This is a genomic window from Fervidicola ferrireducens (genome assembly GCF_001562425.1).
GTDB classification, from domain to species: Bacteria; Bacillota; Thermosediminibacteria; order Thermosediminibacterales; family Thermosediminibacteraceae; genus Fervidicola; species Fervidicola ferrireducens.
Genome location: NZ_LOED01000046.1, coordinates 1 through 13844, shown reverse-complemented (window position 1 = coordinate 13844; position 13844 = coordinate 1). Strand labels below are relative to the sequence as shown.

Sequence of the window (13844 nt, the reverse complement as noted above, 5' to 3'; positions counted from 1 at the left end):
GGGGTAAGGGAGCGGAAATAACCGTTCCGCGAGCGCTCCGGGTGGGAGTCCCGGGCCGAGGCCCCCTGTCGCCCTGCCCCTCGGAGGGCAAATCAAATATCCGGAAAGGAGGCGAAAGCCTGGTCTGGGGGCCGGCTTGGCTGGAGATAAAAACAGTCAAGTTTTTTGAACCAGGTATAGGATGCTTAAACTAATCGGTATCATAATTATAATTGTTGGCTTTGCATTGAAACTAGATACCATAGCCGTGGTTGTCATAGCAGGATTGGCTACAGGCTTTGCGGCTGGGTTGAGTTTCAACCAGATACTCACGACGTTAGGAGATGCTTTTATAACCAACAGGTATATGACCGTATTTTTTGTAACACTGCCCGCAATAGGAATTCTCGAGTGTTACGGACTTAGAGAGAGAGCTGCATATCTAATAGGAAAAATGAGGTCTGTAACTCCAGGGCGATTATTCGCACTGTATACCACTCTCAGGACACTAGCTGCTGCATTAAGTTTGAGGTTAGGTGGGCACGTGCAATTTATAAGACCTCTAATACTTCCCATGGCGGAGGGTGCTGCAAAAACTAATTTTGGCGAATTGGATGAAAAGGACCTCGAAGAGTTAAAGGGGCTTGCAGGGGCTACGGAAAATTATGGGAACTTTTATGGACAAAATGTCTTTGTAGCATCTGGAGGAGTGCTTCTCATTGTTGGTGTATTGAAGGAACTTGGATTCAATGTGGGTGCCCTTGCTGTCGCCAAAGCTTCCATTCCAATTGCTATCATTGCGGTAATAGTTTCGGCGGTGCAATTTTTGTATTTTGACAGAAAGCTTGCTCGTAAAAAAAGTGGAGCTTAGAGGAGGAGGAATATGCAGAATATTCTTCTCGAACTGCTTTACGTAATGTGCGGAATCGTATCTTTTATCGCTGCGTATTATGCTTTTACCGGGAAAGAGCAAGAGTGCAGGATAGGAACTTCGCTCTTTTGGACTATCCTCGGTATCATTTTTACTATCGGCAAGTATATACCTAAAAACGTCGTCGGGGCAATGATACTTATTATGGCGATCCTTGCTGCATTCAAGCAGGTCAGGATAGGAAAGTTTTATACGTCTTCTCCTGAATTTAGGGAGAAAAAAGCTGCCGAAATAGGTGACAAACTTTTTGTCCCCGCATTAGCCATAGCCGTAGCCGCCTTCGGCATAGCCCAATTTACCAAGCTCGGGGGCCTTGTCGGTTTGGGAATAGGAGCTTTAGTTGCACTTTTACTTAGTTTTGCTACAACAGGTGCGAGAATTAACGAAGCAACCAGGGAAAGCGCAAGGCTGCTTCATCAGGTAGGGCCTGCTTCTATATTACCTCAGCTTTTGGCGGCTCTTGGAGCACTTTTTAATACTGCAGGAGTAGGAGAAGTTATATCAAGAGGGATAGGTGCAATATTGCCGGCTGATAACATAACATTGGGCGTCATTGCGTACTGTGTGGGAATGGCACTTTTTACCGTTATAATGGGCAACGCTTTTGCTGCTTTTGCAGTCATAACTGCTGGTGTGGGGGTGCCATTTGTACTGAATCAGGGCGCAGATCCTGCTGTTGCAGCAGCGCTTGCGATGACCGCTGGATACTGTGGCACTCTTATGACTCCTATGGCTGCAAACTTTAATATAGTTTCGGCGTCAATTTTGGAATTGAAGGATAAGTATATGATAATTAAAAAGCAGATCCCGGTGGGAATAGTTTTACTTATAGTCCACATAATCCTTATGCTGGTTCTTGCATTTTAAGAGAAAGGGGAATTAACAATGAAAGTGCTTGTTACGGGATTTGAACCATTTGGTGGAGAAAAAGTAAATCCAGCTCTGGAAGCGATAAAACTCCTGCCGAAAGAAATAAATGGTGCCCAGGTGGTAGTCAGAGAACTGCCCACGGTTTTTAGAAAAAGCCTCGATGTATTATTTAGCGAAATCGAAAAAGAGAATCCGGACGTGGTAATTTGTGTAGGACAGGCGGGGGGAAGATTTGCCATATCTGTAGAGAGGGTGGCGATAAACGTTGATGATGCACGAATACCTGACAATGAAGGTAATCAGCCCATAGACCAGCCGATATTTCCAGACGGAGAAAATGCCTACTTTTCTACCCTGCCTATAAAGAGGATTGTGGAGGCCATAAAAAAGGAAAAAATTCCCGCAGAGGTTTCGAATACTGCAGGTACCTATGTGTGCAACCACGTGATGTACGGTGTTTTGTATTACGCTTCTAAGAAAAAACCGAACATGAAAGCAGGATTCATCCACGTGCCTTATCTTTTTGAACAGGTAGTGGATAAGAAAAACACTCCGGCTATGGGGTTAAATGAGATTGTAAAAGCTTTGACGGTAGCGATAGAGCAGTCGATTACGTGATAATATGAAAATTTATAAGACGAGAGCAGGTGCCACATGGTACCTGCTTTTTTTGTTATAATATTATTCATAAATCAAATCCTCGATTTAAGGATGATGGGGAAATGAAAGATTATTACAAAAAGATATTTGATATTAAAAGGCAGGAAAAAATGAGAAATTTTTTTCTGGATATAGCCAAAGGAGGTTCGAAGAAATCCTACAAAAAAGGTGAAATAATAAAAATCAATGCCAATGAAGCTTATATAGCCATAGTAACCAAAGGGCGGATAAAGCAATCGGTTTTTGGAGACAATGGCAGGGAGAAAATACTTTATTTCCTTCAACCGGGGGAAATTTTTGGAGAATTTGCTTATTTAGGGGGTGGAGAAGATATGATTGTGGGACAGGCGATGGAATGTAGCGAGATATCCGTGTTATTTGAAAAAGAGTTAGAAAGGATTTTCACGAGTAATCCTGAAGCGTATAAGTATATAGCCCACAGTATGTGCCGGAAGTTCAGGATATTGATGATGCAACTTTGCGATCTTTTATTTAAGGATTCACTAGGTAGGCTCTGCGATGTTTTGCTTAGGCTGTGTTGCCAGCAGGAGAAAGTATTAGAAAAGGGTCATATCATAGATATACCTTTGACTCATGAGAATATTGCTCAACTCATAGGCTGCGATAGAGTGACAGTAACCAAGGGTTTGAACAGACTGAAGAAAGAGGGCATAATAGAGATAAGTCAGAAAAAAATCTTGATAAAGAAGATAGAAAAGCTGGAAGAATTTGTTGGTTAAAAAGCGACCTGAATCAACAAAATTCCTTGGATTTAAACCGGGGCCAGTTATCTGTCCAAATCGTGAGATTTCCTTGAATAATCATCGAGTTCCTTGTATCCATCCCGGCGGTATTCCTCAGCGAGGTCAAAAAATTGTATTCCTTCTTTATAGTTTTTATTCAAAATACCTACTGTTCGATTTCGCACATAAGGTGCGTTATCGCAATTTATTTTGATTAAATCGCATTGGGGAAGAATAGAAAATGCGGATATTAAACATGGAATAAAATTTGCATAAATCAAAGGGCAATCTATTTAATTTTGAAAAGGAGGGCGATAAATTTGGAAAAAAGTAGATACTCATTGAGTATGCTTGTGGGCGCGGCCTTTCTAATGGCTACGTCGGCTATAGGTCCCGGATTTTTAACGCAGACCGCGGTGTTTACTCAAAAGTATCTCGCAAGTTTCAGTGCAGTTATATTGGTTACAATAATTATCGATATTATAGTTCAGGTGAACGTTTGGCGCATTATAGTAGCAGCAGGTAAAAGAGGTCAAGAAATTGCAAACGAAGTGTTCCCGGGGCTAGGGTATTTTGTTTCTGCCTTGATTTTGATAGGAGGTATTGCTTTCAACATCGGGAATATAGCGGGAACGGGTATGAGCTTAAATACGATTTTTGGAATAGATGCGCGGTTAGGGGCTGCTATTTCCGCCATAATTTGTATTCTCATTTTTACTTCCAAAGAAATCGGTAATGCTATGGACAGGTTTGCACAGATATTGGGCGTTTTTATGGTATTGCTCGCGATATATGTTGCGTTTGCTGCAAAGCCGCCGTTAGGAGAAGTTGCGGTGCGCACCTTCGTTCCTTCTAAATTTGAATTTTTGCCCATGATAACATTGGTTGGCGGCACTGTAGGGGGGTATATAACCTTTGCCGGAGGACACCGCCTTATTGAAGGTAAAATGAAAGGAATTGAGGCGGTGCGGGAAGCAACAAAAAGTGCTGTATTGGGAATAATTGTAGCGGGAATAATGAGGTATGCCCTGTTTTTAGGCAACCTGGGAGTAGCGGTTAAGGGAATAGAGTTTGATCCGGTGAACCCTGCTGCAACTCCATTCCTCACGGTAGCAGGTGTAGTGGGTTACAAAATGTTCGGGTTGGTGCTTTGGTCAGCGGCGGCGACGTCGGTAGTAGGATGTTCATTTACAACGCTTTCGTTTATAAAGACGTACTTTAAACAGGTAGAGGAACATTTTTCTAAGTTCATCATAGGATTTATAGTTTTTTGCACATTATTCTTTATATTAGTAGGTAAACCGGTAACTCTTCTAATTTTTGCCGGCGCCATAAATGGATTAATACTTCCAATTACATTGGGTTCGATGCTTTTGGCTTGCAGAAATCCCAGAATCGTGGGCGATTATAAGCACCCTGCGATATTAATAGTTCTCGGTGTATTGGTATTTATTTTGGAAGTCTATGGCGGTATCAGGTCGCTTGCCGACATAAAGCAACTCTTTAAATAGGCTAGAGTTTAATAATTGGGGAAAAATTTTTTCATCCTCCGCTGCAGAGCGAATCGGCTTATGCCCAGAAGCTCTGCAGCTTTTGTTATATTCCAGTTGCTTATTTCGAGAGCTTTTTGGATGTGCTGTCGTTCTACTTCTTCTAATGAGGGGAAAGAGGAACTTTCAGGAGTTTTTGCAGTGTAGCACGTTTTGACTTTCAGTTCTACGGGAAGTTCTTTTTCCGTTATTATTTTTCCTTTTGCAAGTATGAAAGCTCTTTCCAGTATATTTTTTAGTTCTCTTACATTACCCGGCCATTCATAATTTTGAAGAATCTCAAGGGCCTCGCCCGAAAAGCCGACAATTTCTTTTTTAAAGAGTTTATTAAAAATTTGACGATAATGGTCGAGGAGGGGCAATATATCGGCTTTTCTTTCTCTTAGAGGAGGAATTTTTATACAAAATACACATAATCTATAAAAAAGATCCCTTCTAAAATTACCTTTTTCTATTTCATTCTGAAGGTTCCTATTTGTGGCGGAAATTATCCGAACATTTATAGGTATGTCCGATAGACCACCGACTCTCCTTACTTTTCTGTCTTCTATTACCCTCAGAAGCTTGGATTGTAATTCTAAAGGAAGTTCACCCACTTCATCCAAAAAAAGCGTCCCGCCGTTGGCTAGTTCGAAAATCCCTTTTTTTCGTTCACTGGCACCGGTAAAAGCGCTTCTTTCGTGTCCGAAAAGTTCACTTTCAAAGAGATTTGCGGGAATTGCACTGCAGTTTATGGCAATGAAAGGCCCTGAAGCCCTTTTGCTTTTTTCATGAATTAATCTTGCAATAACTTCTTTCCCGGTACCCGTCTCACCCTCTATTAATACAGTGGAATCTGTCTGGGCTAAGATGTCGATTTGCGATAATATTTCCTTCATTTTTTTATCTTGACTTATAAATACGACCTTTTCTTGGTTAAGTTTTAAAAGTTTGTTTTCAGTTTCTAATGCTCTCTCCCTGCGAGCTCGTTCTAAAGACAGCTTGATTTCGCTTAAATCGAAAGGTTTTGTTATAAAATCATAAGCTCCTTTCTTGATAGCTTCAACTGCCGTTTTTGTATCTCCGAAAGCGGTTATAATGATAATTATTATATCGTCCGAAAATTCTTTTATTTTGTCTATTATTTGAAGACCATCGATATCCGGGAGGCGAAGATCTAGTATTACTGCATCGGGAGCGTAATTTTTAACAAGACCTAACCCTGCTTTACCTGAAAGAGCTGTTTCTACTGTGTGCCCTTCGCTTTGCAGTGCTATTTTTAGTGCACTGCATATAGAAGGTTCATCGTCAATTACCAATATTTTCAATTTATACATCGATATCACCTTCTTGCAAAAGTGTGGTTATGCAGGTAAGCGGGAAAAGCTAAATACACACTGGTTCCCCGATTTTCGGTACTTTCTATCCAGATTCGTCCCCTGTTTTTTAAAGTGAGGCTTTGAACGACGCAGAGGCCAAGACCATTCCCTCCGGGAAAAGTTGTAAAAAATGGAGTAAAGATCTTATTGAGGTTTTGCGCTGGGATACCTATTCCTTCGTCCTTTATGCACAATATGACTTCATCATCCTGGGTCAAACTTAATGATATATTTATAGAACCTCCGTTTTTACTGGCTCTTATTGCATTTGTAATTAAGTTCATTAGTATTTGTTTCAGATGATTGGGGTCTATATAAAGCTCGTCATATTCGGGTATGGAACACTGGAGTTTTAGAGCTTTTTCCTTCAAAAGCGATGTGATGAATGGTTTTATTTCGTTCATAATTCTGGCGAACGAAACTTTTTCAGGGATAGGGTCGGACGGACGGGCAAATTGAAGTAAGTTGGTAATGATTCTATTTATTCTATCGATTTCACGATATATCGCTCTGTAAAGTTCTGATTTTGTCTCGTCTTCTTCATTTGGAAATGATGATTCCAATACCTGAAAACACGCTTGAATTCCTTGCAAGGGATTTCTTATTTCATGCGCTAAAGCGGCTGACATTTCTCCTATGAAGACCAACCGATTTATGTGTTCCATGTTTTGTTTTAGTTTTTCTTCTTCAGTAATATCGGAAAAGCAAAGTATGTAGTTTTCCCCGGCTGGCGTTATTTCGTATTCGATATATCTAAAATTGCTCTCTTGTGGAGGCCATTTGATTACACCTTTAGGTGGAATTACTGTATTTTCATAGTTTTCAATGAAATTATTGACCCATTCAGCTAACAGGGGACTGCTTTTAAAAAGTTTATTGGCTGTATTGTTTGTAAAAAGAACTGTGTGGTCGTTCGAAAACAGGACAATGCCGTAATTTATCCCGTTTAGTATTTTTTGATTTAACTCTTTTAATCTGAGAACATCATCGATATAACTTTTAAGTTTTTTTGCCATTGTATTGAATGCGTCCCTGAGTATGCCTATTTCATCGTTGCTTTTATACTTAACTTCTATGTTAAAATTGCCGTTAGCCAATTCATTGCATGCGGCTACGAATTTTTTTATAGGCATGGCTATACTGTATGTGAAAAATATGGTGAGCTGACACGAAGCAAGAATTGCGATTATTGCTACTAGGATGGTATACTTTTGTAAATCAAATAATCTTTGCGTTACAAAATCTTCGTTTATATGCGACGAACTTGCCGGAAATTTGGACATAAGATCATGAAGTATTCTTGAGGAACCCACGTATGAAGTTATCCCTACGGTCGCAATGGCTATTACTAAAATGAAAAGAAAAGGCAATAGTATTTTAAGTTCTATACTTCGCATTTCTGGACCTCCATTCTGCAATCAAAAATGCTAAAAGTGATGCGGAAAAACCGATGAGACCCGGATGTATATCGGAGAGGACGGGAATTTTTCCGAAGGACTGGAATAACATGAAGGTAATGTAAAAAATAAGACCGCTTACAAAAGACAATTCTCCTGCGGTTTTATCGGCACTTTTTAAAACCACCCCTGCATAAAGTGGTACGAAAGCGCAAGAAGAAAATATTCCCCAAATATTACCGCCAAATTCAATAAGACTTTTAGGCGGATTAAAGGATAGCAGTAATGATATTGTCCCTGCAATCGCTATTGTAAAACGGTTTAGGTTTAACAACTCTTCTTCGCTCATGCCTTTTTTATAGTTTTTTAGGATGTCATAAGTAAAGCTATTTGCAATAAGTAGTAATTCGGAGTTTGCGGTGGATATTGACGAAGCTATAACCCCAACTAGAAATAAGCCATTTAGATAGCCGGGAAATATTGACTTGATGAGAGTAGGAATTATTTCGTCAATACTGTTTACCTGTGGTGAGGAAGGAATCATTACTCTTAAGCCTATTGACGCAAATATTATGGATGTGTAGATAATAGACAATAATAATATGGAGAATATTATCATTTTTTTGGATGTTGCTTTATCTTTTGCGGAAATAATTCTTATCACATATTGAGGATTGGATGCAAGGCCCAGTCCCCAACCAAAAAAAGAAGTCAGGAGGTATGTTGGGTCTTGGAGACCTTTGCAAAATGGATCCAATAGTCCACCTTCTGGAGTTTTCACGTTCCATCCGTTAATTGGGACCGAACTGAGGGTTGATGCCTTGTCAACTATATTTAAAATTCCACTGTTGTTGACAATTATATATATTCCAAAAGTGATAAAAGAGAAAAATATTATGAAAGCATTAATGGCATCGGTTTTGACAACTGAAAAGAGTCCTCCGAAAGTTGTGTAAAGTATGTAGAGGTATATGAGGAAGATAGCTGCTGTATAAGGTATGTCAAGAAGCGTGCTCATTACCAAACCGAACCCTTTTATCTGCATCGTTATATAAAACAAATAGGAGAATATCATTATAATTGCTGAACATATCTGCATTATTCTGGAATTGTACCTTAACGTAAAGAATTCAGGATATGTGTATATGCTGTTAAAATTTTCTTTTAGACGCGATGAAATCAGAAGGAGAAAAAGAGCGCCGGAAAACCAGGGTATAATACTATAAACTACCCCAGCCACGCCATAGGCATATACATAGCCGCCCAACCCCAAAATAGAGGCAGCGCTAAACCACGTTGCAAGAAAAGTGGCGGTTGAGAAAAAGCTATTTAAAGACCGCCCTGCCAAAAAGAAGTCTTCAGCGCTATAAGTACTATAAAAACCGTTTCTCGCAGAATAAATCATTAAAATCGTGTAGATGAAGAAAAATATCATTGATAAGAATGGTCCATTCATCTTATATCCCCCAAATTTTTTTCTAAAATATAAAAGCACATGAACCGTGCAATTTCGCACACTTCATATATAATTATAGCCTATCTTTCTAAAAATTGAAGGTGGTATAAAATTTGCGATATTCAATTCTTGACAATATTTTTTGGAGGTGGATTTAATTATGACTTACAGGGTTGACCTCAACAGCGATATAGGGGAAAGCTTCGGGGCGTACAAATTAGGGATGGATGAGGAAATAGTAAAGCACATATCTTCTGCCAACATAGCCTGCGGTTTTCATGCAGGAGACCCGTTGGTGATGGATAAAACTGTGCGCTTTTGCAAGGAAAATAATGTGGCAGTTGGTGCCCACCCGGGTTTTCCCGACCTATTGGGCTTTGGAAGGAGAAACCTGGATGCATCTTTCGATGAAATAAGAGCTTACGTCATTTATCAAATAGGGGCGATGAAAGCCTTTGCAGATTCCCACGGACTTAGTCTGCAGCACGTTAAAGCCCACGGAGCTCTCTATAATATGGCGGCCGTGGACGAAAAAGTGGCCCTTGCAATTGCGGAAGCTATAAAGGCAGTTGACAGCAATCTGATTTGCGTGGGTATGGCGGGAACCGCTATGGAAAAAGCTGCAAAAGAGTTGGGACTTAGATTCGCATGCGAGGTTTTTGCGGACAGAAACATAAATCCCGATGGCACGCTGGTTTCAAGGAAGCACCCAAATGCTATGATTCACGATGAGGAGCTAGCTTGTAAAAGGGTGCTAAAAATGATAAAAGAAGGGTGTGTAGAAGCGGTAGACGGCACTTTGGTACAGGTCAAGGTAGACACTATATGCGTGCACGGGGACAATCCTAAGGCGGTAGAATTTGCGAGAAAATTAAAAACTGTTTTAGAGGAAAACGGAGTGCAAATTGTACCGATGGCAAGTTTTCTATAAGGGGATGAGTTATTATGTATGATAAACCGAAGATTTTACCTGCTGGCGATAGGGCTATTGTCGTTGAATATGGTGATGAAATATCGGAAGAATGTAACGCCAGGGTATTGAACCTGTACAATTTTCTGAAGAATTCCAAGGTAGATGGAATAATCTCCATGATTCCCACGTACAGGTCCCTGCTTATTAAGTACAATCCCCTAAAGATAGATTTTGAAAAAATCTCGGAATACGTAAAAGCTGCTTCAAATGCAAAGGGAGAAGAATATGCATTTAAACCTAAAGTCATAGAAATTCCCGTAGCTTATGGCGGAGAGTTCGGGCCGGATTTGAATTTCGTCGCCGAATATCATAAGATAACTCCCGAAGAAGTAATACGAATTCACGTAGAACCTCTCTACCGCATATACATGCTCGGCTTTACCATGGGGTTTGCTTACCTTGGGGGGATGTCCGAAAAAATAGCGACACCGAGGCTTGAAACTCCGCGGGAGAAGATTGAGGCAGGTTCGGTGGGAATAGCAGGCAGCCAGACCGGCATATATCCTTTGGATAGCCCCGGGGGATGGAGATTAATAGGGAAGACGCCGGTAAAACTTTACGACCCCAAAAGGGAAAATCCAATTTTGTTGGAAGCAGGTAATTATATAAAATTCGTCAGAATAGGGCCCGATGAGTTCTTCAATATAAAAGAAGAAGTCGAAAAAGGAACGTATCAAATTAAGACTTATGAATATATTGAAAAGCGATAGAAATTTTTGATGGAGGAGAATCAAAATGGCTACTTTCAGGGTATTACAACCGGGCCTTCTTACTACGATTCAAGATCTGGGAAGATATGGTTATGAAAGTCAGGGAGTACCCACTTCAGGGGCTATGGATGAGTTTGCGTTTAGAGTTGCCAATATCCTTCTCGGCAACGAGGAAAACGCGCCTGCACTTGAGATTACAGTGCTGGGTCCAACGTTGGAAGTTTTGGAAGATGTGGCCGTTGCAGTAACCGGTGCGCAGCTCCCTGTCGAAGTTAACGGTAAAAAGAGAATGGTGTGGACGTCTTTCCCCTTGAAGAAGGGTGATGTGCTATCAATAGGGGCTGTAAGTTCTGGATGTAGGGCATATCTTGCTGTTAACGGGGGATTTAAGGCCGATGTGGTAATGGGAAGCGCTTCTGCCTATACCAGGGGAAAATTAGGGGGATTAGAAGGAAGGCCGTTGAAAAAGGAAGACTTGCTTTTCAGAGAACTGGAAAAGAAACCGACCAAATTTTACAGGGTTGATGAAAGATACGTTCCTACTTATGAGAACGTCGCCGAGATAAGGGTTATTTTAGGTCCTCAAGATGATTACTTTGATGAGGATAATATAAAACTTTTTTTAAATTCTACTTATACTATAACGAAGGACTCTGATAGAATGGGGTACAGGTTGGAAGGGCCCCAAATTCGGGCAAAAGAAAAACACGACATTATAACCGATGGTATCGTGCCGGGAGCTATCCAAATTCCGGCAAATGGTAATCCGATTATAATGCTAAAAGATGCTCAGACAACGGGTGGATATGCGAAAATTGCGACCTGCATTTGGAGCGATTTGCCGAAACTTGCCCAGCTTAAGCCCGGGGATAGGATCAGATTTAAAGCGATCAGTGTAGAAGAAGCGCAAAAAGTTGTAGGGGACTTGGAAAAGAGTATCGAACAGATTAAAGCCACTTTGAAAATTGTAAACTATTTTGACATTACCGTGAATGGGAAACATTACGATGTCGTTTTGGAAAATATTAATTAAAAATAATTGGGGTGGCAAGGGTGGATGCAAAAAAAGCAAGGGAAATGATTAGGAAGGGTAATTGGGAAGGGCCTACTTGCGGCATCGCACCTGGGTTTACACAAGCCAACTTGGTAATATTACCTAAAGATTTAGCGTATGATTTTATGTTGTTTGCTTTTAGAAATCCGAAGCCATGTCCGATTTTGGAGGTTACTGATCCGGGAGATCCAGAACCCAAAAATGTGGCGCCGGGTGCAGATCTTAGGACTGATTTACCCAAATATCGAATTTACAAAAAAGGGGAATTATATGCGGAAGTAAAAGATATCCGCGATTTTTGGCGAGAAGACTTTGTGGCGTTTTTGCTCGGGTGCAGTTTTACATTTGAATGGGCTTTAATCGAAAATGGAATCCCTGTAAGGCATATAGAGGAAGGGAAAAATGTACCGATGTACATCACAAATATTCAGACCAAACCTGCAGGGATATTCAAAGGTAAAATGGTTGTTAGCATGAGGCCCATTCCGAAAGATAAGGTTGTTAGAGCAATTCAAGTTACATCGAGGTTTCCTTCGGTTCATGGAGCTCCGGTACATATAGGAGATCCTGAAGCGATAGGAATACGCTCTTTAGATAAGCCGGATTTCGGCGATCCTGTTGAGGTCAAAAAAGATGAGATTCCTGTATTTTGGGCATGTGGTGTAACGCCTCAGGCCGTTGCCCTAGAATCAAAACCAGAAATAATGATAACCCATTCGCCGGGACACATGTTCATAACAGACCTGCGTGATGAAGAATTAGGTGTAATATAAAAAATGCGATAGCAATTTAAAAATTTATTTGATTAAGCCCTGCCTGAAAAAACATCCTTATGATGGCAGGGCATATACTTTTTTCCTAGTAAAGATGTGGATGACAAATACCCGGACATGACGAAGTTAATAGCAAAAGAAGGCCACAAAATAGGCAACCATTCGGCAACCCCCCTGCGGATGAGTAGTCTTTCAAAACAGCAGGAGATGAAATCTACCCATGAGAAAATAAAAGAACTTCCCGGCCAAGAATAGAAAGTCTTCCTAATAAAATAGACAAGCATTATAATATTCTGAATATGGAGGGATTAAATTAATATACCAAGAAAGAAAAAAACATGGAACTCCGAAATAGTTTGTTATTTCAGCAAAGAAAGTAATCCAGAGGCAATTAGGAGGTTCAAAGAAGGTTTGCTTGATTACATTAGGAAATTTATCCAGGATAAACTCCTGGTTTTTTTGGTATTCTCACAATATAACCTCAGTTATATTACGATTTTTGGCGATTATTTCTTTGGATATAAAATGTCACACTTCTTTTATACAATTCGCAAAATCTTCTCTTTTAGCTATTTAGCTGTAAAATAAAAGAAGGAAGAGTATAAAAATTGCTGGCAACGTTGATAAGTGTCACCGCCGGTGTATAATTGACCCAGGAGCAACGAAAAGGAATTGACCCACCCCCTGGCGAAATATCCCTCTGATACAAGCCAAAAGATCGGAGGGAAATAAGTGCTAGCATTCCTGTAATAAATTGAAATAGCCTTTGCAAACTAAAAACCCTCCTGGTAAAAAAGTAATTGAAGACACCAATCAACCAGGAGGGTGAAAGACATGAACAAAATTGAAAAACTCCTTTTAGTCCATGGTTCAGATTTAATTTTTATCGGTATTGATGTAGCTAAGAAGAGCCACTACGCAAGAATCATAGACCACATCGGCCTCGAACCGGTAAAACCTTTCAAGTTTAATAATAGCAAAGATGGGTACTTTCGTCTAGTCTCAAAAATACTCGAAGCCAAAGAAAAATCGAAAGCGACAAGGGTAATAATAGGCCTTGAACCCAGCGGCCATTACTGGAAGCCCCTAACTTGGTTTCTAAAAGAACAGGGATATCAGGTAGTCCTGGTAAACCCATATCACGTAAAGAAAAGGAAAGAAGAGGAAGACAACAGCCCCACCAAAAACGACCGAAAGGACGCACTAATAATTGCAAAACTCGTAAAAGAGGGTAAGTTTCTAAACTGCCTCTTACCCGAAGGGATTTACGCAGACTTAAGGAACCTTTCGGTAGCAAGAAAGCAGCTAATAAACAAGCTCAACAGCGCAAAAAACAAGCTAATTTCTATCTTAGACGAATACTTCCCCGAATTCGAAGAAGTATTCAAGA

General features: G+C 40.3%; 14 protein-coding genes. 11 read left to right on the top strand and 3 right to left on the bottom strand.

Features of this window, described 5'->3' with window-relative positions; all coding sequences use genetic code 11:
* The first annotated feature begins 181 nt into the window (after positions 1–181).
* From AN618_RS11330 to AN618_RS11310, 5 genes are all read left to right on the top strand, one after another.
* Positions 182–850 (top strand): DUF969 domain-containing protein, encoded by a 669-nt coding sequence (locus AN618_RS11330; RefSeq protein WP_066355207.1) that lies wholly within the window; start codon positions 182–184, stop codon positions 848–850.
* A 12-nt stretch (positions 851–862) separates the two neighbouring features.
* Positions 863–1777 carry a DUF979 domain-containing protein gene (locus AN618_RS11325; RefSeq protein ID WP_066355205.1) on the top strand — a complete coding sequence of 305 codons (915 nt, stop codon included), beginning with the start codon at positions 863–865 and terminating at the stop codon, positions 1775–1777.
* Positions 1778–1795: 18 nt separating this feature from the next.
* Positions 1796–2398 (top strand): pyroglutamyl-peptidase I, encoded by a 603-nt coding sequence (pcp, locus tag AN618_RS11320; RefSeq protein WP_066355203.1) that lies wholly within the window; start codon positions 1796–1798, stop codon positions 2396–2398.
* Positions 2399–2502: 104 nt separating this feature from the next.
* Entirely contained in the window at positions 2503–3180 is a 678-nt protein-coding gene (locus tag AN618_RS11315) for a Crp/Fnr family transcriptional regulator (RefSeq protein WP_066355200.1), read from the top strand.
* 350 nt (positions 3181–3530) lie between these two features.
* A complete protein-coding gene (locus tag AN618_RS11310; protein ID WP_066355211.1) occupies positions 3531–4694 on the top strand; it encodes a divalent metal cation transporter in 1164 nt (387 codons plus the stop codon).
* 8 nt (positions 4695–4702) lie between these two features.
* Here the strand turns inward: AN618_RS11310 and AN618_RS11305 are convergent, their stop codons facing one another.
* The 3 genes from AN618_RS11305 to AN618_RS11295 are packed head-to-tail and all read right to left on the bottom strand — an operon-like array spanning position 4703 to position 8944.
* Complete coding sequence (locus AN618_RS11305) at positions 4703–6049, bottom strand: sigma-54-dependent transcriptional regulator (RefSeq protein ID WP_066355193.1); 1347 nt, start codon at positions 6047–6049, stop codon at positions 4703–4705.
* 5 nt (positions 6050–6054) lie between these two features.
* Positions 6055–7488 (bottom strand): sensor histidine kinase, encoded by a 1434-nt coding sequence (locus AN618_RS11300; protein ID WP_066355190.1) that lies wholly within the window; start codon positions 7486–7488, stop codon positions 6055–6057.
* Positions 7469–8944, bottom strand: coding sequence for a sodium:solute symporter family protein (locus AN618_RS11295; protein ID WP_083515197.1), 1476 nt, complete (start codon positions 8942–8944; stop codon positions 7469–7471). The genes AN618_RS11300 and AN618_RS11295 overlap by 20 nt, the downstream gene beginning before the upstream one ends.
* 160 nt (positions 8945–9104) lie before the next feature.
* Here AN618_RS11295 and AN618_RS11290 point away from each other — a divergent pair, with 160 nt between their 5' ends.
* The 6 genes from AN618_RS11290 to AN618_RS11270 all read left to right on the top strand — a co-directional run.
* Positions 9105–9875, top strand: a complete 771-nt coding sequence (locus AN618_RS11290; protein ID WP_066355181.1) for a LamB/YcsF family protein — start codon at positions 9105–9107, stop codon at positions 9873–9875.
* A gap of 14 nt (positions 9876–9889) precedes the next feature.
* A complete protein-coding gene (gene pxpB / locus AN618_RS11285; protein ID WP_066355179.1) occupies positions 9890–10627 on the top strand; it encodes a 5-oxoprolinase subunit PxpB in 738 nt (245 codons plus the stop codon).
* 25 nt (positions 10628–10652) lie between these two features.
* Positions 10653–11660, top strand: a complete 1008-nt coding sequence (locus AN618_RS11280; RefSeq protein ID WP_066355177.1) for a 5-oxoprolinase subunit C family protein — start codon at positions 10653–10655, stop codon at positions 11658–11660.
* A 2-nt stretch (positions 11661–11662) separates the two neighbouring features.
* Positions 11663–12454 (top strand): putative hydro-lyase, encoded by a 792-nt coding sequence (locus AN618_RS11275; protein WP_083515196.1) that lies wholly within the window; start codon positions 11663–11665, stop codon positions 12452–12454.
* Between the two features lie 96 nt (positions 12455–12550).
* The gene (locus AN618_RS13220) at positions 12551–12709 is read left to right on the top strand and encodes a polysaccharide deacetylase family protein (protein ID WP_157081740.1); all 159 of its coding nucleotides are present in this window, start codon (positions 12551–12553) and stop codon (positions 12707–12709) included.
* 579 nt (positions 12710–13288) lie between these two features.
* Positions 13289–13844, top strand: a 556-nt coding sequence (locus tag AN618_RS11270; protein ID WP_157081675.1) for an IS110 family transposase, incomplete at its 3' end; no start/stop codon positions are given.